A 22,364-nucleotide genomic window follows, 5' to 3' on the forward strand; every position below is an offset into this window, starting at 1 on the left:
ATGCGCGTTTTGCTGCCATTCCTGGCGTTGTATCGCCGCCACACGTTTCTGATTTTACTGGGTATCGTGCTGGCTATCGTCACCCTGCTGGCCAGTATCGGCCTGCTGGCGCTGTCCGGCTGGTTCCTGGCCGCCTCTTCACTGGCCGGGCTGGCGGGGTTGTATACCTTCAACTACATGCTACCGGCCGCTGGCGTACGGGGCGCGGCTATCTTCCGTACCGCCGGGCGTTATGCAGAGCGGGTCGTCAGCCATGACGCCACTTTCCGTGTGTTGTCCCATCTGCGGGTATTTACCTTCCGCAAGATCCTGCCGCTGTCACCGGGGGGTATTGCCCGCTTCCGTCAGGCTGAGCTTCTCAACCGCCTGGTAGCCGACGTCGATACGCTCGATCACCTCTACCTACGCGTTATTTCGCCGATGGTCAGCGCTGCGGTGGTGATTGTGGTGGTCACCTTCGGCCTCAGTTGGCTGGATGTTCCACTAGCCCTGACGCTGGGCGGAATTTTGTTATTGCTGTTGCTGGCCGTTCCGCCGATCTTCTATCGCGCAGGCAAGCCTATTGGGGAAGAGTTGACCCTGTTACGCAGCCAGTACCGCACCGACCTGACCGCCTGGCTCCAGGGGCAGGCCGAACTGGTGGTGTTTGGCGCGCTGGACGGTTTCCGGCATAAGCTCAACGCGACCGAACAACGCTGGCAGAGCCGTCAATGGCAACAGGCTTCGCTAGGGGGGATTGCTCAGGCGCTGATGATCCTGGCAAGTGGCCTCACCGTCACGCTATTGATGTGGCTTGCCGCTGCGGGGATCGGTGGCGATACCCAACCCGGGGCCCTGATTGCCTTGTTTGCCTTTGCCGCCCTGGCCTCTTTTGAAGCCATGATGCCCGTCGCCGCCGCGTTCCAACATCTGGGCCAGGTGATCGCTTCGGCAACCCGGGTCAAGCAGATCATCGATCAGCAACCGGAAGTCACCTTCCCTGCCAGCGGTCCAGCCTCACAACCGGGCGCAGAGCTGCAACTGAGCGAGGTGTCCTTCACCTATCCCGACCAGCCGCTGCCGGTGTTGAACAACGTGACGCTGAACATCGCCGCTGGTGAGCACATCGCGCTGTTGGGCCGTACCGGCTGTGGTAAATCGACCCTATTGCAATTACTGACCCGCGCCTGGAATGCTGACAGCGGCCAAATCCTGCTCAACGACCAACCATTGGCTAGCTATGATGAAGCTACGCTGCGCGCCATGGCTACGGTAGTGAGCCAACGGGTACATATCTTCAGCAGTACCCTGCGTGAAAACTTGCGTATCGCCGCACCTGCGGCCAGCGATGAGGACTTAAACCTCGCACTGCAACAAGTCGGTCTGGATAAGCTGCTGGAAAATGAGGGGCTGAATGCCTGGCTGGGTGAAGGTGGCCGCCAGCTTTCCGGTGGTGAGCAACGCCGTCTGGGCATTGCCCGAGCCCTGCTGCATCGAGCCCCGCTATTACTGCTGGATGAGCCAACCGAAGGGCTGGATGCCGAGACTGAGCAACAGATCCTGGCCCTGCTGCGTCAGCATTGCCGCGGCAAGACGTTAATTCTGGTGACTCACAGACTCTATGGGCTGGAGCATTTCGATCGCATCTGTGTGATGGATGGCGGCAGTATCGTGGAACAAGGTAGCCACGCAGCGCTGATGCGCCAGCCTGGCCGTTACGCCCAATTCCGCCAACGTATCAGTAATGTATCGCTGTAAAACCGCCTGTAGGCGACGCTAAGAGGTTTTATGCGCATTGTTAAGCTGTCATCGCAGTCTGTAGCGTTTCCCTCACCAGAGGCCGCCCTGCACGATCCTAACGGACTGCTGGCCATCGGTGGCGATTTGACACCTGTGCGGTTGCTGGCAGCCTATGAGCGCGGGATCTTCCCCTGGTATTCGCCTGGGGAGGCCATCCTCTGGTGGTCTCCGGATCCACGGGCGGTGCTGTTCCCAACGGAATACCATGTCAGCCGCAGCTTCAAGCGATTCCTGCGCAACCCGCCGTTCCGCATTACCCTCAATCACGATTTTGCCGCCGTGATCGCCGCATGCTCATACCGCCCCGATGAAGGCACCTGGATCGGCGAGGAGGTGCAGCAAGCCTATTTACAATTGCATCGCCTTGGTCACGCCCATTCCGTTGAGGTGTGGCAGGGAGAAGAGCTGGTCGGCGGCCTGTACGGTGTCGCCCAGGGAGCGCTGTTCTGCGGTGAATCAATGTTTAGCCGCACCACCAACGCATCAAAGTGTGCTTTATGGGCGTTTTGCCGCCATTTTGCCGGTTATGGAGGAGAATTGGTTGACTGTCAGGTGCTTAACGCTCACACTGCCCGGCTTGGAGCGAGAGAAATTCCCCGCCGCCAATTTTTGCAGCAGTTGAGCAACCTTCAGCGCAGGGTGTTAGCGCCGGAATGCTGGACAGCGCAAGTCATACCCCCACAGCTGGTTGAACTGCCCTCCCAAACTGACTAATTTTGTGGAATCGGTGCATTGTTCACCGACACTCCTTTACATAATGTGGGTTTTTCGGCATTATCTTGCCGGTTAAAAACTAAGGTAGTTACACCTAGAGGATTCGATGGCCAAAGAAGACAATATTGAAATGCAGGGCACCGTTCTTGATACGCTGCCGAACACCATGTTCCGTGTTGAATTGGAAAACGGGCACGTGGTTACCGCTCATATCTCCGGTAAAATGCGCAAAAACTATATCCGCATCCTGACGGGTGACAAAGTCACTGTAGAGCTGACCCCGTACGACCTGAGCAAAGGCCGCATTGTCTTCCGTAGCCGTTAATCGGCTCACCCGTCGCCAACCATTGGCGACACCGAGGATGTGATCCCTCAAAAGAGCCCTTTCCGTTTACCGCCGCAGCAACGTTCTCCACCGAGTTGTATTGGCGCAGGTAAACTGAGAGGGCTCACTCATTTTATAAGGGCGACATATTCCGTTCGACCGCTACGCCCTTTTAACGGCATACGGCGCCCTCACAGCAGTCCGTGAAATTCACGTATAAAAAAAGCGATGCCAAGGCATCGCTTTTTCGTTACCTGTCTACCGCTTAGTGCACCGCACCTTCATCCGCTTTACGCTTCTGGGCGCTGAGGAAGTGGTAAGTCAGCTGTTTCTTGTCTGCATCCAGCTCGACTTTCACCGAGCCGCCGTCAACCAGAGAGCCAAACAGCAGTTCGTTGGCCAGCGGTTTTTTCAGGCTTTCCTGCATCACACGCGCCATTGGACGAGCGCCCATTGCACGGTCATAGCCTTTCACCGACAGCCAGTCACGCGCTTCGTCGCTCACTTCCATCGACACGCCCTTCGCATCCAGCTGTGCCTGCAGTTCGACGATAAACTTGTCGACCACCTGCTGGATCACCGCAGGAGACAGATGGTTGAACCAGATGACGTTGTCCAGACGGTTACGGAATTCTGGCGTAAACACCTTCTTGATCTCGTCCATCGCGTCGATGCTGTTGTCCTGTTCGATCAGGCCAATTGATTTGCGTTCGGTTTCACGTACCCCGGCGTTGGTGGTCATCACCAGGATCACGTTACGGAAGTCTGCTTTACGGCCGTTGTTATCGGTCAGCGTCCCGTTGTCCATCACCTGCAACAGCAGGTTGAACACGTCCGGGTGCGCTTTCTCGATTTCATCCAGCAGGACCACCGCGTGCGGATGTTTGATCACCGCATCGGTCAGCAGGCCGCCCTGATCGTAACCGACGTAGCCCGGAGGCGCGCCAATCAGACGGCTGACGGTATGACGTTCCATATATTCGGACATATCAAACCGAAGCAATTCGATATCCAGCGCCTTCGCCAGCTGCACGGTAACCTCGGTTTTCCCTACCCCGGTCGGCCCGGCGAACAGGAAGGAGCCCACCGGCTTGCGATCCTGGCCCAGACCGGCACGGCTCATCTTGATCGCTTCGGTCAGCGCCTCAATGGCCGGATCCTGGCCAAACACCAGCATTTTCAGGCGGTCGCTCAGGCTTCTCAGCACGTCTCGATCGCTGGCGGAGACGGTTTTTTCCGGGATACGCGCAATGCGTGCGACCACGGATTCGATATCCGCCACGTTGACCGTTTTCTTACGCTTGTTCACCGGCAGCAACCGGCTACGCGCACCAGCCTCATCGATCACATCGATCGCCTTGTCCGGCAGATGGCGGTCGTTGATGTATTTCACCGACAGTTCTACCGCAGCACGTACCGCTTTAGCGGTGTAACGCACGTCATGGTGCGCTTCGTACTTGGTTTTCAGACCGTTGATGATCTGAATGGTCTCTTCCGGCGTCGGCTCGGTAATGTCTATTTTCTGGAAGCGACGCGCCAGCGCACGGTCTTTTTCGAAAATATTACTGAACTCCTGATAGGTGGTGGAACCAATCACCCGGATCTTGCCGCTCGACAGCAGCGGTTTGATCAGGTTGGCGGCATCCACTTGCCCACCGGAAGCCGCACCGGCACCGATGATGGTGTGAATTTCGTCGATAAACAGGATGCTGTTCTTATCCTGCTCCAGCTGTTTGAGCAGCGCCTTGAAGCGCTTCTCAAAGTCGCCACGGTATTTGGTGCCTGCCAGCAATGAGCCGATGTCCAGCGAGTAGAGCGTGCAGTCTGCCATCACCTCTGGCACGTCGCCCTGCACGATCCTCCACGCCAGCCCTTCGGCAATGGCGGTTTTACCTACGCCAGATTCCCCCACCAGCAGCGGGTTGTTTTTACGGCGGCGGCACAGCACCTGAATGGCGCGCTCCAGTTCACGGTCACGGCCAATCAGCGGATCAATACCGCCGACGCGGGCCAGTTGGTTGAGGTTGGTGGTGAAGTTTTCCATACGGTCTTCCCCTCCAGGCTGCTCTTCGTTTACCGGGTTTTCCGCATTAGGTGCCTGGCCCGGCTCATCTTTACGTGTACCATGTGAAATGAAGTTCACCACGTCCAGACGGCTGACGTCGTGTTTACGCAGCAGGTATGCCGCCTGGGACTCCTGTTCGCTGAAGATCGCCACCAACACGTTGGCACCGCTCACTTCGCTCCGGCCGGAGGACTGCACGTGGAATACCGCACGCTGCAGTACACGCTGGAAGCTGAGCGTCGGCTGGGTGTCGCGCTCCTCTTCGCTGGTGGGCAGCGTTGGTGTGGTTTGTTCGATAAAGGCTTCCAGCTCCTGGCGTAACGCGGCCAGATCCACCGTACAAGCCTCGAGCGCTTCGCGCGCGGCAGGGTTGCTGAGTAACGCCAGCAACAGGTGCTCCACGGTCATAAACTCATGTCTGTGCTCGCGCGCTCTGGCGAAAGCCATGTTGAGACTGAGTTCCAATTCTTGATTGAGCATAGGCACCTCCCCAATAGATTGCCTTTTCAGGCTTTTTCCAGCGTACAGAGCAACGGATGCTCATTCTCCCTTGCGTAACGGTTCACATGGACCACCTTGGTTTCCGCAACCTCGGCGGTGAAAACACCGCAGATCGCCTTGCCTTGATAGTGGACCGTGAGCATCAGTTGCGTTGCACGTTCAATATCATAAGAAAAGAACTTTTGCAGAACGTCAATCACAAATTCCATCGGTGTGTAATCGTCGTTGTTAAGTATAACTTTATACATTGACGGCGGTTTTACCGCATCGATTTGTTTTTCTTCGGCCAAGTGTTCAATATTTAGCCAATCGTTGCTATTGCCCATTGCTGCTCATCTTCTCTGCCATGCCTCAGTATATGGGGCCATGTTCGGGTTATTCAAACGGGAGTATCAAGACTATTTTACCATCTTCGCGGTTAACGTGCCGCAGCACAACGCGATTAATCGCCCCTATCGCAGCCACAATTTGTTACCAAACCATATCAATAGCGTTAACTACTTCAAACTTTAGTGAACTGCCCGACACGGGCATTGGCCGATCCCTTGACGTGTTGATCATTTGCTCTAGAGTGTAATTTTGTGAGTTGTTGGTCTTTTGACCAGTTGGAACTCACCTGGATCAGTTATTCATCTCATTTTAAAAATAGCATTGCGAGGGATGTAGCAGCATGGAGACGGGTACTGTTAAATGGTTCAATAACGCCAAAGGGTTCGGCTTTATCTGCCCGGAAGGCGGCGGTGAAGATATCTTCGCGCATTATTCAACAATTAAAATGGATGGCTACCGAACGTTGAAAGCGGGCCAGCAGGTCAGGTTCGACGTACATCAAGGGCCGAAAGGAAACCACGCGAGCCTGATTATGCCGCTGGAAAGCGAGGCAATGGCCTAAACGCGCCCCTTCAGCCACTTCTGCACTGCCAACTCAAAATGCCAGCCGCCGTACGACTGGCATTTTATTTTTGCTGTTACTCACGCGCCAAGGCGTCAATCGGATTCAACCGCGCAGCGCTACGTGCTGGCAGATAGCCGAACACCACGCCTATACCGGTGGAACACAAGAACGCACTCAGCAAGGCCACCGGCGGGAAGCTGATCTGCCAGCCCGGCATCGCCAATTGCACCAACAGGCCAATCGCGAACGACAGCGCTATCCCCAACGCGCCCCCCACCAGGCAGACCAGCACCGCCTCGATCAGGAACTGTTGCAGGACATCGCCAGAGCGCGCGCCCACCGCCATGCGAATGCCGATTTCACGCGTCCTTTCCGTTACCGAGACCAGCATGATATTCATCACCCCAATCCCGCCCACCACCAGCGAAATCACCGCCACCAGGGTCAGGAACAGTTGCAGTGTACGGGTGGTTTTCTCCGCCGTTTGCACCAGGCTATCCATGTTGTAGGTAAAGAAGTCTTTCTTGCCGTGGCGCAGCGTCAGCAACCGCGTCAACTGCTGTTCCGCTTCCTGGCTGTTATAGCCTTCACGAATACGCACGGTGATCGAGTCAAAATAGTCGTTGCCCATCAGGCGATTGGCCATCGTGCTATAGGGCACCCATACGCTAAGCGCCTTGCTGCTGCCGAACATCGACTGTTTTTCCTGCGCCACACCCACTACCGTGGCTGGCATATTGCCGATCAGGATCACCTCACCCACCACGTTTTTTTTATGCGGGAACAGCCGCCGCTGGGTATTGGCGTCGATCACCACCACCTGTGCCTGAGATTGCACCTGTTGGGCATCGATACCAACCCCCTGAGAAAGCGCCATGCCGTATACTCGAAAATATTGTTCACTGACGCCCGCGACGTTGGCGGCCACATCAATATTGCCAAACCGCAGCCGCATGCTGCTGCTGATATTCGGCGAAAGCGCACTGACATAGGGCTGTTCACGCAACGCGCCTAGATCGCCATATTTCAACGCCTGGCGGAAGCTGGGATCATCGTCTCCAAAGTCTTTGCCGGGATAGATGTCTACGGTGTTGGTGCCGATGGATTTGATGTCTGCCAGGATCATCTGCTTGGCGGCGTCGCCGATCACCAGGATCGAGACCACCGAGGCAATGCCGATGATGATCCCCAACATGGTTAACGCCGTGCGCATCTTGTTGGCTGCCATAGCACGCCAAGCCATCACCAACGCCTCACGGAAACGACCCGCTACCTGCTGCCAGGAAGGCGCTGGCGTGGCCATATCCAGCATTTTGGCCTGCGGGTTACCCTGCGCCTGTGGCCGAGAATCGGCGATGATTTCACCGTCCCGGATCTCGATAATCCGCTCTGCCTGTTGTGCTACCGCTGGATCGTGCGTGACGATAATCACGGTGTGCCCCTGCTCGCGCAGTTGCTTGAGGATCGTCATCACCTCTTCACCGGAATGGCTGTCAAGCGCACCGGTTGGTTCATCCGCCAGGATCACCTGGCCACCGTTCATCAAAGCCCGCGCAATACTGACGCGCTGCTGCTGCCCCCCAGAAAGCTGGCTTGGCCGGTAGTTGATACGTTCCCCCAGCCCCAGACGTTGCAACAAAGCCGCCGCCCTTTCGCGCCGTGCTGCCTTGCCCAGCCCGGCATAAACCGCAGGCACCTCCACGTTATGCGCCGCACTCAGATGGGGTAGCAGATGGTAGCGCTGGAAGATAAAGCCAAAATGCTCGCGCCGCAGTTGGGCCAGCGCATCGCCATCAAGCGTTGCCACATCCTGCCCGGCCACGCGGTAAGTCCCGGCGCTGGGCTTGTCCAGGCAGCCGAGAATGTTCATCAGCGTCGATTTACCGGAGCCGGAAGCCCCCATAATCGCCACCATCTCACCGGCATCAATGCGCAGACTGACATTTTTCAGCACGTCTATGGTCTGATCGCCGGAGAGGTAGCTGCGCCGGATATCACTCAGTTCTAACAGTGCCGTCATCAGCTGGCCTCCGCGCCGCCGCGGCTGACAATCACTTCTTCACCGGCTTGCAACCCGCTGACAATCTGCACATCCACATTGTTGCGAATGCCGATCGTGACTTCCCGCTTCTCTTCCTTGCCCTGTTTCAGCACCGAAATGTGGTAGCGGTTATCGGCGATCTGATCCCCCAATGCCGCCAGCGGGATCACCAGCGCATCGCTGACGCCAGCCAGCTGAATATGCACCTGCGCGGTCATTTGCAGACGCAGCAAGCCCTGTGGGTTTGGCACTTCGAAACGCGCGTAATAGAAAATGGCGTTGTTGACCTTCTCTGGCGTGGGCTGAATGTCTTTCAGCGCGCCGTCAAAACGTTTGCTCGGATCCCCCAGCACGGTAAACCAGGCTTTCAGCCCCGGTTTGAGGTGGATCACGTCCGCCTCGGAAACCTGGGCCTTCACCAGCATGGTACTCATGTCTGCCAACGTCAGAATGTTGGGCGCTTGCTGCGCGGCGATCACCGTCTGGCCCTGCAAGGTGGTGATCTGTACCACATCGCCGTCCATCGGCGCTTCAATACGGGTATAGGCCAGATTGATCTTGGCGGTATCCAGGCTGGCCTGATTTTTGGCAATCTCCGCTCTGGTGGTCGCAACCTGCGCCTTTTTCACCGCCAGATTGGTGGCGAATTGATCCAGATCCTGGCGCGATACCGCCTGCACCTTGGCCAGTTCGCGGTTACGCTGCAAGGTGACCTCAGCCAGTTGCTGCTCTGCCAAAGCCTGTTGCAGCTGGGCTTGCAGTTGCTGCAGCGTCGCTTCGCTTTCGCGAATGCTGTTTTGCGCCTGCTGGGGATCGATAATGCCGAGCAGTTGGCCTTTTTGCACCTTATCGCCAATCTCGACCTTCAGGCTCTCCAACTGTCCGCTGACCTGAGCCCCCACATCAACCTTACGCACCGCGTCCAGTTGGCCGGTTGCCAATACGCTTTGCTCAAGATCGCGTTTAACGACCTTGACGGTTTTAAACTCCACCGGGGCCGGATGGCTAAAGTGCCAATAAGCCACAGCGGCAAGCACCACCAGAACGGCACACACCAGCAACCCGCGTTTCTTACTTTTGAATAACCACGTCAATGTTTGTTCCTACCTATTTCCTGTCATTCTCAGGCTGCCAACCATGGCAACCCAAGTAAATTAGCATGTTGCGTTTCCGATAACTAAACCCAGGCTCAACGTATTTCGAGCAACACAGTTTTGCCATGCCGTATTGAACTCCTGTTTAGTGAAGCCTTGATGAAATAGTCATTTAGACACAAACCAGGATTTCATCATGTCTCAGCTCAGCTATCCACTCATATCGGCCAAACCGGCCAGCCAACTGATGACGGCACTGATCAACGGCGAGAAAGTGCCCAGCAATGCCTGGAAAAAAACGTCATTCCGCCTTAAGTTTCTTGGCCGTTCGCTACTCTGCTGGCCCACGACTCGTAGCCTGCTCAATACGCTGGCCGCCAACCCGCTGCTGGATGAGATTTTAAGCGCGCAGCCCAATCTGCCCTGCAAGCTGCATCGCCCCTATCTGGCGAATAACATGAGCCGCATCGACCGTCTGTTTGCCCTGCGCGATCACTACGATCTGCTCGCCCAACGCATGCCGCTGAAGATGCACCTCGGGCAACTGGGTAGCAATCCCTTTACCTTGAGCCGCGCACAGGACAAAAATGGTGAGCACATCTGCCTGCAACTGGCCTCTCTGGACCATTTGAATAAAGAGGGTGAAACAACCCTGCTGTTGCGCAATAGCCAAGGGATCATGCTGGCTGAAATGACCTTCACCTTGATGATTTACCAGCAACAACCCACGTTATTTATCGGCGGTATGCAAGGCGCCAATTCCACGGTGCCGCACGCTGAGATCCAGAATACGACCAAAGCCTGCCACGGCCTGTTTCCAAAACGCCTGGTGTTGGAAGGCATTTGCCACCTGGCCCAACAGTTGGGTATCCGGCAGTTGATCGCGGTAGGCAACACCACCCATATTTACCAAAACTGGCGCTACCACCACAAAAAGAAAAGCCAGTTGCATGCTGATTACGATCAGTTCTGGCTTTCCATGGGCGGCAAGCAACTCGATAACGGCTATTTCCTGTTACCCGAGCGCATTGGCCGCAAGCCGATGGAAACCATCGCCAGCAAAAAACGCGCGGAATATCGCCGCCGTTACCAGTTACTGGATGAGCTCCAACAGGGGATCAGCAAACACTTTTCTTAATCCGCCCGGCCCCGCGCCAGCCACATCACGCGGGAGAACATTTTCTTCAACAACGGTGGCACCGAGTCGGTGCCCCACGCCCCGGCCTGCATGGCCACCTCAATCGCCAGATCGGGTTTTGAAGTGTGATGCACCGCTTTGATGATCACCTTACGCACCGGCATCTGTACCTTTAGCGGTACCGAAGCCACCCGGTGATAGACCGAGCTGAATCCCTCCCGATACATGAAATGCTCCATATCCGGCGCAGGTAGCACGGTTAAACGATCGCGCTCGTTATCTTCGTGATTATCCAGCATGCTGCGTACGGCATTGGCATATTTCTTCCCCGCTTCGTCACCATCTACCAGGGCGTGCCATTGAATGCCCATGCGCCGGGCAAACTTCAGCAAGGGTTTCAGCCCACATTGGGCAAACTCGATCACTCGCACGCCTTCGGACTCAAAACGATAGCCACACTGGCGCGCCAGTTCGTTGAGCAGCCAGACCTCGGTTTCCCCTTCCACCAGCAGCCAGCAACGGGCAAACAGCGAGGACGGCCGGTTAAAGCGAATATGGAACGCAATGCGCCGCCCGTCCTCGGCACTTAGCCCCTTTGGCCCAAGGCGATAGGTAGCAACCCGGGCCGATTCGCGCACCAAGCGGCAAATATGCTCCACCGGCACTAGCGACACCAGTTCGCTGGAGTTGGTGGTGGTAATACGCTGCAACGGCATCTGGTTGAGCAACCCCCAGGCTACCGACAGCATGATGGGATGCAGGCGCGTTTCCGGGTCTTCAACCAGTAATAATGGCCGGGCATGGGGATCGAGTTTTACGTTGCCCTTGGCCTGCAGCAACGTAGAAAACATCCCCAACAGGATCAATCGCATGCTGCGGCTGTTAGGTTCTGCAATCATGCGGTTGATGCTGTCCAACGAACGCCACGCCTGCTGTTCCGGCGGCTGACGATGGCGGCGAGGCCCGGCAACCTGCGAACCTTGCTCGGCAAAATAGTGTTCAAGCAACTGCTGCATCGCCGCTAGCCCCTGCCGCAGTTCGGAGTTCGTCAACTTTTGCGGGTTACGCACCAGTTCACGCGTCAGTTGATCCAACTGCTGTGCCAGGGCTTCGTTATCGGCAGGGAGGCGATCGCTGAGTGAGCTGGGCCGCAGACGGCGGATAAAACGTGCATCACGCAGCCGCAGCACCGGATGAATACGGATCAGGGCGTGTACCAGTTGATCGATATGGTGCAAGTGCAAGGCGTTGCCATCGGCATCAAGAAAACGCCGCCAGGTGCATACCGTGCCATCATCGTCTAGTTCTCCTTCGCAGCAATAGTGAATGCGGCCCAGGTTATCTTCCCCCTTCGACCACAGCGGCGAAAGATGGCGATAGCGCGGCAGATGCGCATGGCCGGTATCCTTTTCACAAAAGGTGAAGATGATCTGCAAATGACGATCTTTGGCCGCCTCGTCGCCAGGTGGGAAGTAGAAATCTTTGGCTTCAAAACGATACAGCGTCTGTTCGGGGGCCAGCAAAAAGGTCATGGCGTCCAGCAGGCTGGACTTGCCCCAGGCATTTTCTCCGAGTAGCACGGTATTATCATCCAGCGTCAGTGAAAGCCGGTTGATACCGCGGAATCCTACAATCTCAATACGCTCCAGGTACATCTGCTGACTCCTTTATTCGCCTGATACCTTGAGGATGAGCAATAAAGCCATTACAGGTCAAGCAGACATTGCTACAGCGTGCTGCAAACCACGTAAATACGCGACTTTACTCCTTAGCCCATTTTGGTTAGCGTGTTAGGTTTGCCGCACTTCCTCCAGATTAAAGGACGCTTGTTTCACATGTACTCAGGACTGCTGATTATTTTGATACCGCTGATTGTCGGTTATCTTGTCCCCTTGCGTAGCGTCACCCTGATCCGGGCCATTAACCGCCTGCTGAGCTGGATGGTGTATGTGATCCTGTTCATTATGGGGATCAGCCTGGCATTCCTGGAAAACCTCAGCAGCAACCTGATGCTGATCTTTCAGTACACCCTGGTGTTTTTTCTGTGCATTTTCTGCGCCAATCTCCTGTGGTTATCTTTGTTTGAACGCCGCCGCCCTTGGCACAGTACTCACAAGCAAGAAACGTTGCCCTCACGCCTGCATATGGCATTGGAATCCCTGAAGCTCTGTGGGGTGGTGGTGGTGGGCTTTGCCTTGGGCCTCACCCAGTGGCACTGGCTGCAATTTGCGGGTCAAGGCAGTGAATACGCCCTGCTGTTTCTGCTGCTTCTGGTGGGGGCACAGTTACGCAACAGTGGGATGACGCTGCGCCAGATTGCCCTCAATCGCCGTGGCATGATGGTCGCCCTGGTGGTGGCGGTCAGTTCGCTGGCGGGTGGTGCAGTGGCCGCACTGCTGTTGGGTTTGCCGCTGAAAGCCGGTTTGGCGATGGCTTCGGGGTTTGGCTGGTACTCCCTTTCCGGCATCCTGATCACCGACGCCTATGGCCCGGTAATGGGCAGCGCCGCCTTCTTCAACGATCTGGCCCGTGAGCTGGTGGCAATAATGCTGCTCCCTACGCTGGTGCGTCGTAGCCGCTCCTCTGCATTGGGTTTATGCGGTGCCACTTCGATGGATTTCACACTGCCGGTTCTGCAACGCAGCGGCGGGATAGAAATGGTGCCTCCCGCCATCGTGCACGGATTCTTGCTGAGCCTGTTGGCTCCGGTATTAATCGCCCTGTTCTCCTGACGCCTACGGGCGCGGCTCGCCGCGCCTGTTAGTCAAAGCGTAATAATTCCCATCCGCACGCCAACTTGTTCTAAATCAAACTTTGTTAAAGTTGTATCACAAAAGCCTTTTTAAGGTTGCACCGTCGATCTATGCTTCAAAACAGGCATTATAAATGCAACTTTAAAAAAGGAAGCGATTATGTTCTGTGTGCAATGTGAACAAACCATCCGGACACCGGCAGGTAACGGCTGCTCTTACGCTCAAGGGATGTGCGGCAAAACGGCAGAAACCTCCGACCTGCAGGATCTGTTGATAGCGGCGCTGCAAGGGCTCTCTGCCTGGGCCTTGCAGGCGCGCGCGTTGGGCATTATCGATCATGATGTCGACAGTTTCTCCCCACGCGCCTTCTTCTCTACGCTGACCAACGTTAACTTCGATTCCGAACGCATTATCGGCTATGCACGTGACACCATTGCCCTGCGTGACTCGCTGGCGGTTCGCTGCCGCCTGCTCGACGCCAGTGTGCGGGTCGATCACCCACTGGCCCAGCTGCAACTGGCTGGCAACGATATGCCTGCGCTGTTGCAACAGGCCGCGCAGTTTGCTCTCAATAAAGATAAGGCCGAGGTAGGCGACGATATCCACGGCCTGCGGATGCTGTGCCTGTACGGCCTGAAAGGGGCCGCCGCCTATATGGAACATGCCCATGTGCTGGGCCAGTTCGACAACCAGATCTATGCTGATTACCACGCGTTTATGGCCTGGCTGGGCACCCAACCGAGCGATTTGGACACCCTGCTGAACAACTCGATGGCCATCGGCAAAATGAACTTCAGCGTGATGGCTATTCTGGATCGCGGCGAAACCAGTGCCTTTGGCGACCCACAGCCGACCACGGTCAACGTGCGCCCGGTGGCGGGCAAGGCGATCCTGATCTCCGGACACGACCTGAAAGATCTGCGCTTGCTGCTGGAACAGACCGCAGGCACCGGCGTCAACGTGTATACCCACGGCGAAATGTTACCGGCCCATGGCTATCCAGAGCTGAAAAAATTCCCACACCTGGTGGGTAACTACGGTAGCGGCTGGCAAAATCAGCAGACCGAATTTGCCAAATTCCCGGGTTCGATCGTCATGACCTCCAACTGCATTATCGATCCGAACGTCGGCCACTATGGCGATCGCATCTGGACGCGTAGCATCGTTGGCTGGCCTGGTGTCAACCATCTGGAAGGGGATGATTTCAGCACCGTGATCGCTCAAGCTCAACAGTTGGCTGGCTTCCCTTACAGCGAAATCGAACAACTGATCACCGTCGGTTTTGGCCGCCAGGTACTACTCAGCGCCGCCGATACCGTGGTTGATCTGGTAGTACAGAAAAAACTGCGCCACGTATTTCTGGTGGGTGGCTGTGACGGCAGCCGTGACGAACGCAGCTACTTCACCGATTTTGCCCGCAGCGTGCCGCAAGATTGCCTGATCATGACGCTGGGGTGCGGTAAATACCGCTTCAACAAGCTGGACTTCGGCACGCTGGAAGGGCTACCGCGCCTGCTGGACGTCGGCCAATGTAACGATGCCTATTCCGCCGTAATGCTGGCAGTCAAACTCGCCGAGAAAGTCGGTGGCACGGTCAACGATCTGCCGCTCAGCCTGGTGCTGTCTTGGTTCGAGCAGAAAGCGATCGTCATTCTGCTGACGCTGCTGTCGCTAGGGGTGAAAAATATCGTCACCGGCCCAAGCGCCCCGGCGTTCCTGACCGACAATCTGTTGGCGGTGCTGAATGAAAAATTCGGCCTGCGTTCGGTCACCACCGTAGAGCAGGATATGCAAACCCTTCTCGGCTAAGGCCGTTGTTCCGGGGCTGCCCATCGCGGCGGCCCCGTTTGTTGTGAGGTGCCCTATGAGCCAACCCAGCCCACTTTGCCCCAACCCGATGCAGGTGCACTCCCTGCAACAGGAAACCGCCGACGTCTGGACGCTGAACCTGATCAATAACGACTTTTATCCTTATCAGCCCGGTCAGTTTGCGTTAGTCAGCATTAGCGACAGTGAAGATACGCTGCGCGCCTATACCCTCTCCTCTTCACCCGGCCTGAGTCCTTTTATCAGCATCAGCGTGCGTTGCCTGGCGGATGGCCTCGGCTCACGCTGGCTGACGCAAGAGGTCAAACCTGGCCAAACACTTTGGCTATCAGACGCTCAGGGAGAATTCAGCTGCGTGCAACACCCCAGCGATAGCTACCTGATGCTGGCTGCCGGCTGTGGCGTCACACCGATCATGTCTATGTGCCGCTGGCTGGTGGTGAACAAACCGCAATGCGATATCCGAGTGATCTTTAACGTCCGCACTCCTGCCGATGTCATTTTTGCCGAACAGTGGCAACGGTTATGTTCCTCCCATCCACAATTGCAACTGACCTTGATGGCAGAGCAGGATGCGCAGCCCGGTTTCCTGTCTGGCCGCATCAATGAGCAAGTGTTGCAACAGGCCGCGCCGGATATCGCCTCACGTACCGTGATGACCTGCGGCCCGGCCCCTTACATGCAACAGGTTGAGCAGCTTTGCCTGGGGCTCGGCGTACCCGCTGCCAACTTCCATCAGGAACAGTTCCACACCTCGGCGGAGCCGGATGATGGGAAAAGCGAACAGTTAACATTGCGCATCGGTCAGCCACTGCGTGAATTCCGCGTGCCGGTCGGCAGCACCTTGCTCGCCGCTTTAGAAGCCCATAAGTTACCGGTCAATGCCGCCTGCCGTGCAGGCGTTTGCGGCTCGTGCAAAACCCGTATTATCGATGGCCAATACACCACCACCAGCACCATGACGTTAACCCCTGCGGAAATCGAACAGGGTTACGTGCTGGCCTGTAGTTGCCAGCTACAAAGTGACGTCACCCTCGCCTGAAGCTTTGCCCCATCTTCCCGATGGGGCACATATCGATAAGCGTATCCCCTAATGCCCTTCTACACTTTCTGTTTGCCTCTAACCGGGCGAGTACCCCTCATTTTGGATAATGACTGGAGGAACTATGAAGCAAACAGTAGCCACGCTGATCGCCAAAACGCTGGAACAAGCAGGTGTAAAACGGATCTGGGGCGTCACCGGCGATTCGCTCAACGGCCTGAGTGACAGCCTGCATCGGATGGGAACCATCGCCTGGATGGGCACCCGCCACGAAGAGGTCGCCGCCTTTGCCGCCGGTGCCGAAGCGCAGCTCACCGGCCAACTGGCGGTCTGCGCAGGCTCCTGCGGCCCCGGCAACCTGCACCTGATCAACGGCCTGTTCGATTGCCACCGCAATCACGTCCCGGTGCTGGCTATCGCCGCCCATATTCCTTCCAGCGAGATCGGCAGCGGCTACTTTCAGGAGACGCACCCGCAAGAGCTGTTCCGCGAATGCAGCCATTACTGCGAGCTGGTGTCCAATCCTGAGCAGTTGCCGCGAGTACTCGAGATCGCCATGCGCAAAGCGATCCTCAACCGTGGCGTCTCGGTGATTGTGCTACCGGGGGATGTCGCACTGCAAATGGCCCCAGAAGATGCCAGCATGGTGTGGCATACGCCTGCGCACCCATTGATGCAGCCACCGATGAGCGAGCTGCAGAAACTGGCAGAAACGCTGAACAGCGCCAAAAACATCACCCTGATGTGCGGCAGCGGCTGCGCCGGATCGCATGACGAAGTCGTCAAACTGGCCGAACTGCTGCAGGCCCCGATTGTGCACGCCCTACGCGGTAAAGAGCATATCGAATGGGATAACCCTTACAGCGTCGGCATGACCGGGCTGATCGGTTTCTCCTCCGGCTATCACGCCATGATGAACGCGGATACCCTGGTGCTGCTAGGCACTCAGTTCCCTTATCGGGCGTTTTATCCTACCCATGCCAATATCATTCAGATCGATATCAACCCCGGCAGCATCGGTGCCCATTGCCCGGTCAATATGGCGCTGATGGGCGATATCAAAACGACGCTCAGCGCCTTACTGCCGCAGCTGCAAGCCAAGAGCGACCGCAAGTTCCTGGATAAGGCGTTGGAGCATTACCGGGAAGCGCGTAAAGATCTCGACGGGTTGGCTACGGCGAACGATGACCAGCCGATCCACCCACAATATCTGGCACAGCAAATCAGCAACTCAGCCACGGATGACGCCATCTTCACCTGCGATGTCGGCACGCCGACGGTGTGGGCAGCTCGGTATTTGAAAATGAACGGCAAACGCCGCCTGCTCGGTTCGTTCAACCATGGCTCAATGGCCAACGCTATGCCGCAGGCGATGGGTGCTCAGGCCACCGAACCGGATAAACAGGTGATCGCCATGTGCGGTGACGGTGGCTTTACCATGCTGATGGGGGATTTTCTGTCGCTGGCCCAGTTGAAGCTGCCGGTCAAGGTGGTGGTATTCAATAACAGCGTGCTGGGCTTTGTGGCAATGGAGATGAAGGCCGGTGGCTACCTTACCGATGGCACCGATCTGCACAACCCGGACTTTGCCGCCATCGCCAATGCGGCAGGGATCAAAGGCATTCGGGTAGAAAAGGCCTCCGAGCTGGACGCGGCATTACAGGAAATGCTGGCCCATCCTGGCCCGGCCTTGCTCGACGTGGTCACGGCCAAACAAGAGTTGGCGATGCCGCCGCAGATCAAATTCGAACAGGCTAAAGGGTTCAGCCTGTATATGCTACGCGCCATCATCAACGGCCGGGGTGATGAGGTCGTCGAACTGGCTAAAACCAACTGGCTGCGTTAATCGCTTCTGGGGGCAATCAAGTTGGTTGTCCCCTGCATTTTCCGCTTTTGCCCTGCGCTAATCCGGTTATGATGAAAGCCTCTTCCTCATCGGCTACCAAGGATCCGTATGCTTATCGATTTACGCAGTGACACCGTTACCCAACCTAGCGCAGAGATGCGCACCGCCATGGCGCAGGCTGACGTCGGCGACGACGTGTATGGAGATGATCCCACCGTCAACGCCCTCCAGGCCGAAGCGGTCAGACTCTCTGGCAAAGAGGCGGCATTATTCCTGCCTACCGGTACCCAGGCCAACCTGGTAGCCTTGCTGAGCCATTGCCAGCGTGGTGAGGAATATATCGTTGGCCAGCAAGCGCATAACTACAAATATGAAGCCGGTGGTGCCGCCGTGCTGGGCAGCATCCAGCCCCAGCCGATCGAAGCCAATCCCGATGGCACGCTGCCGTTAGATAAAGTCGCCGCCGCCATCAAGCCTGATGATATTCACTTCGCCAAGACTCGTCTGCTAAGCCTGGAAAACACCATCAGCGGCCGCGTGCTGCCGCTGGAATATCTGCAACAGGCCTGGCAGTTCACCCGTGAACACAAGCTGGCTCTGCACATTGACGGCGCGCGCATTTTCAACGCGGCGGTGGCACTTAACGTGCCGCTGAAAACTCTTGCCCAGTATTGCGACACCTTCACCATTTGTCTGTCGAAAGGCCTGGGTGCACCGGTTGGCTCGCTGTTATGCGGTAGCGAAGCGTTTATTCAACGTGCCAACCGCTGGCGCAAAATGACCGGTGGCGGTATGCGCCAGGCTGGTATTCTGGCGGCTGCCGGGCTCTATGCGCTGGAGCACAACGTCGAGCGGTTGAAAGAAGATCATGACAACGCCAAATGGCTCGAACAGCAGTTGCGTGACATTGGCGTGGATATTGCCGATCCGGGCGCACAAACCAACGTGCTGTACCTGCGCCAATCCCCGGAGCTGGCGGCTAAACTCGGCCCCTGGATGCGTGAACGTGGCGTGTTGATCAGTGCCGGGCCGTTGACCCGTATCCTGACGCATCTCAACGTTAGCCGCCAGGATCTGCAAAAAGTAGTCGATCTGTGGCGGGAATTCTTGCAGCAGCACGCCTAACTTTTTTGCAGTAACACCGGGAGGCCCCGCTTCCCGGTTCTCGCCAAACTCGCGATCTCAGCCTAGTTCCAATACCTGAAGGGATATCATCTTTGAGTCATAAATTTCGCCAGACGCTATTAGCTCTCACCCTCGTTAGCAGTGGAATGATGTTTACCTTGCCAGCCAACGCCGCCCCGGCGCCAGCCCAACAGCAAACGCAGGCTCCCGGCTATTACCGCATGATGTTGGGTAACCTGGAGGTGACGGCGCTATACGACGGTTATACCCATCTTGCGACAAAGTTGTTCCATGGGGTCAGCGAGCCGGATATGCAAAAGTTGTTCGCCCGCATGTTTACCGACAGCAAGTCAGGCATACAGACGGCGGTTAATGCGTTTCTGGTGAATACCGGTACGCATCTGGTTCTGGTTGATGCCGGTACCTCGCAGTGTTTTGGGCCGACGTTGGGTGCGATCAAGAACAACCTGCGTGCGGCGGGTTATCAGCCAGAGCAGGTTGATATGATATTGCTGACGCATCTGCACCCCGATCACGCCTGCGGCATCACCGATCAGGGCAAGGCTGCCTTCCCTAACGCTACCGTCTATGCCTCCAAGGCCGATGGAGATTATTGGCTGAGTAAAGAGATGGCGCTCAAAGCCCCCAAAAACGCGCAGCCGATGTTCAAGATGGCCCAAGACGCCGTGGCCCCTTATGCCGAACAGGGCAAGCTGAAATTGTACAGCCCTGGGGAGCAGTTACTTCCAGGGCTGGAGGTGATAGCGACACCGGGCCATACGCCTGGGCATGCCTCTTATCTGTTCAGCTCCGGCGGCCAGAAACTGCTGTTGTGGGGGGATATCGTCCACAGCCACTCTTTGCAGTTTGCCAAACCTGAAGTCGCAGTGGACTTTGACACGGACTCCAAACAGGCGATCGCTACCCGGCAGAAAGTGTTTGCCGATGCGGCTGAAAACAAACTGTGGGTTGGCGGAGCGCACTTACCTTTCCCTGGCCTGGGCCACGTGCGCGTCGAAGGTAAAGGCTATGCGTGGGTGCCGGTTGAATATGCTCCAGTGGTAGTCGGCGAGAAGAAACCTTAACGCAGATTGAGGACAACGGGCGGCGCATGCGGCGCCCGTTTAATTGTGCACATTACGGTAACTCAAACCACCATCCGGCCATAGAGCCAATAACCCACAGCCAGTATCAGCAGCAGGTTCAGCACTACGCTGAGGATAAAATAGGTTTTGAACGGTTGTTTCTGCGTTTTATGGCGGAACAGTCGTTGCCCGATAATGGCCCCTATCCAACCGCCCAGCACGCCGAACAGCAGCAGGGTAATTTCCGGCACCCGTTGCCAACCTTTACAGGCGGCCAGCTTATCGGCACCGTAGATCAGCAGGGTCAGCAGGTTTACCAGCAGCAACCACGTCCACAGCGGAGCGGGAAAACACAGGCTGCCAGCCAGGGCAATTAGCAGCAGCAAATAACACAGGGAATTGATTTTCATCGGGCATGGGCTCGTTGCTTGATCGCCGCGTAGTGTGAACCGCCCTCCGTGCAGATGCAACTACTGATACCCATACAAAAAGTGCATTTAGCCCGCTAATTTGTCATTCTATGCCCTATGGATTTCAAGCCGCAGCTTGAAAGACGACGGGTAAAGCTACGCTCACATTAACATCAATAAACTAAGGCAGCGCAATGACCTCCCAACGTATTCTGGTTCTTGGAGCCAGCGGTTATATTGGCCAACACCTGATCCCCCGGTTGACCGAACAGGGCCACGAAATCACCGCAGCAGCACGCCGCATAGAATGGTTGGAAGAGCAAAACTGGCCGCACGTAAGCTGCCGCTACGTGGATGTCTACCGTCCAGAAACGCTAACGGCGGCGCTATGGCAGATCGATGCCGTTTACTACCTGATCCACGGCATGGGCGATGGCGATGATTTTATCGAAAAGGAACGCCAGGCGGCTGAGAACCTGCGGGATGCCTTGCGAGGATCCAACGTTAAACAGGTTATTTTCCTTGGCGCACTGCAACCAGGGGGCAGTAGCTCCCCTCACCTCATCGCCCGTAAGCTGACCGGTGAAATCCTGCGCCAAAGCGGCATTCCCGTCACCGAATTACGCGCCAGCATCGTGGTTGGCCCAGGGTCAGCCGCGTTCGAGATCATGCGCGATATGGTCTATAACCTGCCAATCCTGACGCCGCCGCGTTGGGTGCGCTCAAAATCGTCCCCGGTCGCACTGGATAACCTGCTCACTTACCTGACCGGACTACTGCAACACCCGGCGCAGGAAAACCGGATTTTTGACGTGGCCGGGCCGGAGTACATCAGTTACCAAACCATGTTCGAGCGCTTTATCAAGATCAGCGGCAAAAAGCGCTGGCTGATCCCGGTGCCGCTGCCGACACGCTTTATCTCGGTATGGTTTATCAGCATGATCACCTCTGTGCCAACCTCGATTGCCAGCGCGCTCATTCAGGGGCTGAACCATGACTTACCTGCCGATGGCAAACCGCTGCAAGCCTTGATCCCACAGCCACTACAAACCTTTGATGAGGCGGTTAAGGAAACGCTACGCCGCGAAGACGAGGTAGTCGACTCTGCCGACTGGGGTTACGATCCTGAAGCCCGAGCACGCTGGCGCCCCGGTTATGGGTTCTATCCCAAACATGCGGGCTGTGAGCTGGATACGCAGGCCTCGAGTGAAGCGCTATGGCATGTCGTGCAGCAGTTGGGCGGCAAAGAGGGATACTTCTACGCCAACATCCTGTGGCAAATCCGCGCCCGCATGGACGATATGATCGGCAACGGCGTCGTCTATGGCAGGCCGCAGCGTGACACACTGGAAGTCGGCGATCTGGTCGATGGCTGGAAAGTGATCACCAAGAAGCCATTACGGCAGTTGGCATTGATGTTCGGGATGAAAGCACCGGGGCTTGGCCGCCTGACCTTCAGCATCAAAGACCTGGGCGATCGTCGCCAGCTCGATGTGCGCGCCTGGTGGCATCCTGCCGGTTTCAGTGGGCTGTTATACTGGTTTGTCATGATGCCCGCGCACCTGTTTATTTTCCGCGGTATGGCCAAACGGATTGCCCAATTGGCCGAAGAGTACGATAACCAGCGTCCTCAATAGTCTATTTGTCGATCAACCGCACAGTTTGCTGCCTCGGTTAGGTCCTTTCTCATTGCATAGCGCACAAAATCACGAAAGAATGGCATC

18 protein-coding genes are annotated in these 22,364 nt (G+C 56.5%); 12 read left to right on the top strand and 6 right to left on the bottom strand.

What is annotated here, in order from left to right; all coding sequences use genetic code 11:
• The 3 genes from cydC to infA all read left to right on the top strand — a co-directional run bounded on the left by cydC (position 1) and on the right by infA (position 2,818).
• Positions 1-1,737: a heme ABC transporter ATP-binding protein/permease CydC gene (gene cydC, locus ACKWMY_RS08210; protein ID WP_409486152.1), complete on the top strand. Its 1,737-nt coding sequence runs from the start codon at positions 1-3 to the stop codon at positions 1,735-1,737.
• 30 nt (positions 1,738-1,767) lie between these two features.
• Positions 1,768-2,493: a leucyl/phenylalanyl-tRNA--protein transferase gene (gene aat, locus ACKWMY_RS08215; RefSeq protein WP_199061848.1), complete on the top strand. Its 726-nt coding sequence runs from the start codon at positions 1,768-1,770 to the stop codon at positions 2,491-2,493.
• Between the two features lie 106 nt (positions 2,494-2,599).
• The gene (infA, locus tag ACKWMY_RS08220; protein WP_002211347.1) at positions 2,600-2,818 is read left to right on the top strand and encodes a translation initiation factor IF-1; all 219 of its coding nucleotides are present in this window, start codon (positions 2,600-2,602) and stop codon (positions 2,816-2,818) included.
• Between the two features lie 265 nt (positions 2,819-3,083).
• Here the strand turns inward: infA and clpA are convergent, their stop codons facing one another.
• Positions 3,084-5,363 (bottom strand): ATP-dependent Clp protease ATP-binding subunit ClpA, encoded by a 2,280-nt coding sequence (gene clpA, locus ACKWMY_RS08225; RefSeq protein ID WP_024529873.1) that lies wholly within the window; start codon positions 5,361-5,363, stop codon positions 3,084-3,086.
• A gap of 26 nt (positions 5,364-5,389) precedes the next feature.
• Positions 5,390-5,710 (bottom strand): ATP-dependent Clp protease adapter ClpS, encoded by a 321-nt coding sequence (clpS, locus tag ACKWMY_RS08230; RefSeq protein ID WP_021804950.1) that lies wholly within the window; start codon positions 5,708-5,710, stop codon positions 5,390-5,392.
• A 344-nt stretch (positions 5,711-6,054) separates the two neighbouring features.
• Between clpS and cspD the strand changes: the two genes are divergently transcribed.
• On the top strand, positions 6,055-6,276 hold the full coding sequence (cspD, locus tag ACKWMY_RS08235; protein WP_021804952.1) for a cold shock-like protein CspD: 222 nt from the start codon (positions 6,055-6,057) through the stop codon (positions 6,274-6,276).
• 76 nt (positions 6,277-6,352) lie between these two features.
• Here the strand turns inward: cspD and macB are convergent, their stop codons facing one another.
• Together macB and macA are read right to left on the bottom strand one after the other, a co-directional pair.
• Complete coding sequence (gene macB / locus ACKWMY_RS08240; protein ID WP_074028954.1) at positions 6,353-8,299, bottom strand: macrolide ABC transporter ATP-binding protein/permease MacB; 1,947 nt, start codon at positions 8,297-8,299, stop codon at positions 6,353-6,355.
• Entirely contained in the window at positions 8,299-9,414 is a 1,116-nt protein-coding gene (gene macA, locus ACKWMY_RS08245; protein WP_024529875.1) for a macrolide transporter subunit MacA, read from the bottom strand. The genes macB and macA overlap by 1 nt, the downstream gene beginning before the upstream one ends.
• Before the next feature lie 196 nt (positions 9,415-9,610).
• Between macA and ACKWMY_RS08250 the strand changes: the two genes are divergently transcribed.
• The gene (locus ACKWMY_RS08250; RefSeq protein ID WP_074028952.1) at positions 9,611-10,552 is read left to right on the top strand and encodes a VirK/YbjX family protein; all 942 of its coding nucleotides are present in this window, start codon (positions 9,611-9,613) and stop codon (positions 10,550-10,552) included.
• On the opposite strand, the gene ACKWMY_RS08255 is transcribed toward ACKWMY_RS08250, so the two are convergent.
• Positions 10,549-12,207, bottom strand: a complete 1,659-nt coding sequence (locus ACKWMY_RS08255) for an ATP-dependent endonuclease (RefSeq protein ID WP_024529877.1) — start codon at positions 12,205-12,207, stop codon at positions 10,549-10,551. The two genes, ACKWMY_RS08250 and ACKWMY_RS08255, sit on opposite strands and share 4 nt — an antisense overlap.
• 180 nt (positions 12,208-12,387) lie before the next feature.
• On the opposite strand from ACKWMY_RS08255, the gene ACKWMY_RS08260 reads away from it, so the two are divergent.
• The 6 genes from ACKWMY_RS08260 to ACKWMY_RS08285 all read left to right on the top strand — a co-directional run bounded on the left by ACKWMY_RS08260 (position 12,388) and on the right by ACKWMY_RS08285 (position 20,230).
• Positions 12,388-13,284: a lysine exporter LysO family protein gene (locus ACKWMY_RS08260; protein ID WP_409486153.1), complete on the top strand. Its 897-nt coding sequence runs from the start codon at positions 12,388-12,390 to the stop codon at positions 13,282-13,284.
• Between the two features lie 180 nt (positions 13,285-13,464).
• The gene (gene hcp / locus ACKWMY_RS08265; protein WP_074028950.1) at positions 13,465-15,114 is read left to right on the top strand and encodes a hydroxylamine reductase; all 1,650 of its coding nucleotides are present in this window, start codon (positions 13,465-13,467) and stop codon (positions 15,112-15,114) included.
• Between the two features lie 55 nt (positions 15,115-15,169).
• Positions 15,170-16,174: an NADH oxidoreductase gene (gene hcr / locus ACKWMY_RS08270; RefSeq protein WP_409486154.1), complete on the top strand. Its 1,005-nt coding sequence runs from the start codon at positions 15,170-15,172 to the stop codon at positions 16,172-16,174.
• Positions 16,175-16,298: 124 nt separating this feature from the next.
• Positions 16,299-18,020: a ubiquinone-dependent pyruvate dehydrogenase gene (poxB, locus tag ACKWMY_RS08275; protein WP_409486155.1), complete on the top strand. Its 1,722-nt coding sequence runs from the start codon at positions 16,299-16,301 to the stop codon at positions 18,018-18,020.
• 108 nt (positions 18,021-18,128) lie between these two features.
• Positions 18,129-19,145 (top strand): low-specificity L-threonine aldolase, encoded by a 1,017-nt coding sequence (gene ltaE, locus ACKWMY_RS08280; RefSeq protein ID WP_199061857.1) that lies wholly within the window; start codon positions 18,129-18,131, stop codon positions 19,143-19,145.
• Positions 19,146-19,237: 92 nt separating this feature from the next.
• Positions 19,238-20,230, top strand: a complete 993-nt coding sequence (locus ACKWMY_RS08285) for an MBL fold metallo-hydrolase (protein ID WP_409486156.1) — start codon at positions 19,238-19,240, stop codon at positions 20,228-20,230.
• A gap of 62 nt (positions 20,231-20,292) precedes the next feature.
• On the opposite strand, the gene ACKWMY_RS08290 is transcribed toward ACKWMY_RS08285, so the two are convergent.
• The gene (locus ACKWMY_RS08290) at positions 20,293-20,640 is read right to left on the bottom strand and encodes a DUF1294 domain-containing protein (protein WP_024529884.1); all 348 of its coding nucleotides are present in this window, start codon (positions 20,638-20,640) and stop codon (positions 20,293-20,295) included.
• Between the two features lie 194 nt (positions 20,641-20,834).
• Between ACKWMY_RS08290 and ACKWMY_RS08295 the strand changes: the two genes are divergently transcribed.
• On the top strand, positions 20,835-22,277 hold the full coding sequence (locus tag ACKWMY_RS08295; protein ID WP_409486157.1) for a DUF2867 domain-containing protein: 1,443 nt from the start codon (positions 20,835-20,837) through the stop codon (positions 22,275-22,277).
• The last annotated feature ends 87 nt before the right edge of the window (positions 22,278-22,364 follow it).

The sequence above is a fragment of the Serratia sp. J2 genome (genome assembly GCF_046269175.1).
Taxonomy (GTDB): Bacteria; Pseudomonadota; Gammaproteobacteria; order Enterobacterales; family Enterobacteriaceae; genus Chania; species Chania fonticola_C.

Excerpts from the sequence above, each read along its gene's own strand:
- hcp (WP_074028950.1), top strand. The coding sequence starts at position 13,465 with ATGTTCTGTGTGCAATGTGAACAAACCATCCGGACACCGGCAGGTAAC.
- clpS (WP_021804950.1), bottom strand. The coding sequence starts at position 5,710 with ATGGGCAATAGCAACGATTGGCTAAATATTGAACACTTGGCCGAAGAA.
- ACKWMY_RS08260 (WP_409486153.1), top strand. The coding sequence starts at position 12,388 with ATGTACTCAGGACTGCTGATTATTTTGATACCGCTGATTGTCGGTTAT.
- aat (WP_199061848.1), top strand. The coding sequence starts at position 1,768 with ATGCGCATTGTTAAGCTGTCATCGCAGTCTGTAGCGTTTCCCTCACCA.
- infA (WP_002211347.1), top strand. The coding sequence starts at position 2,600 with ATGGCCAAAGAAGACAATATTGAAATGCAGGGCACCGTTCTTGATACG.
- macB (WP_074028954.1), bottom strand. The coding sequence starts at position 8,299 with ATGACGGCACTGTTAGAACTGAGTGATATCCGGCGCAGCTACCTCTCC.
- cspD (WP_021804952.1), top strand. The coding sequence starts at position 6,055 with ATGGAGACGGGTACTGTTAAATGGTTCAATAACGCCAAAGGGTTCGGC.
- ACKWMY_RS08295 (WP_409486157.1), top strand. The coding sequence starts at position 20,835 with ATGACCTCCCAACGTATTCTGGTTCTTGGAGCCAGCGGTTATATTGGC.
- poxB (WP_409486155.1), top strand. The coding sequence starts at position 16,299 with ATGAAGCAAACAGTAGCCACGCTGATCGCCAAAACGCTGGAACAAGCA.
- ltaE (WP_199061857.1), top strand. The coding sequence starts at position 18,129 with ATGCTTATCGATTTACGCAGTGACACCGTTACCCAACCTAGCGCAGAG.
- cydC (WP_409486152.1), top strand. The coding sequence starts at position 1 with ATGCGCGTTTTGCTGCCATTCCTGGCGTTGTATCGCCGCCACACGTTT.
- clpA (WP_024529873.1), bottom strand. The coding sequence starts at position 5,363 with ATGCTCAATCAAGAATTGGAACTCAGTCTCAACATGGCTTTCGCCAGA.
- hcr (WP_409486154.1), top strand. The coding sequence starts at position 15,170 with ATGAGCCAACCCAGCCCACTTTGCCCCAACCCGATGCAGGTGCACTCC.
- ACKWMY_RS08255 (WP_024529877.1), bottom strand. The coding sequence starts at position 12,207 with ATGTACCTGGAGCGTATTGAGATTGTAGGATTCCGCGGTATCAACCGG.
- ACKWMY_RS08290 (WP_024529884.1), bottom strand. The coding sequence starts at position 20,640 with ATGAAAATCAATTCCCTGTGTTATTTGCTGCTGCTAATTGCCCTGGCT.
- ACKWMY_RS08250 (WP_074028952.1), top strand. The coding sequence starts at position 9,611 with ATGTCTCAGCTCAGCTATCCACTCATATCGGCCAAACCGGCCAGCCAA.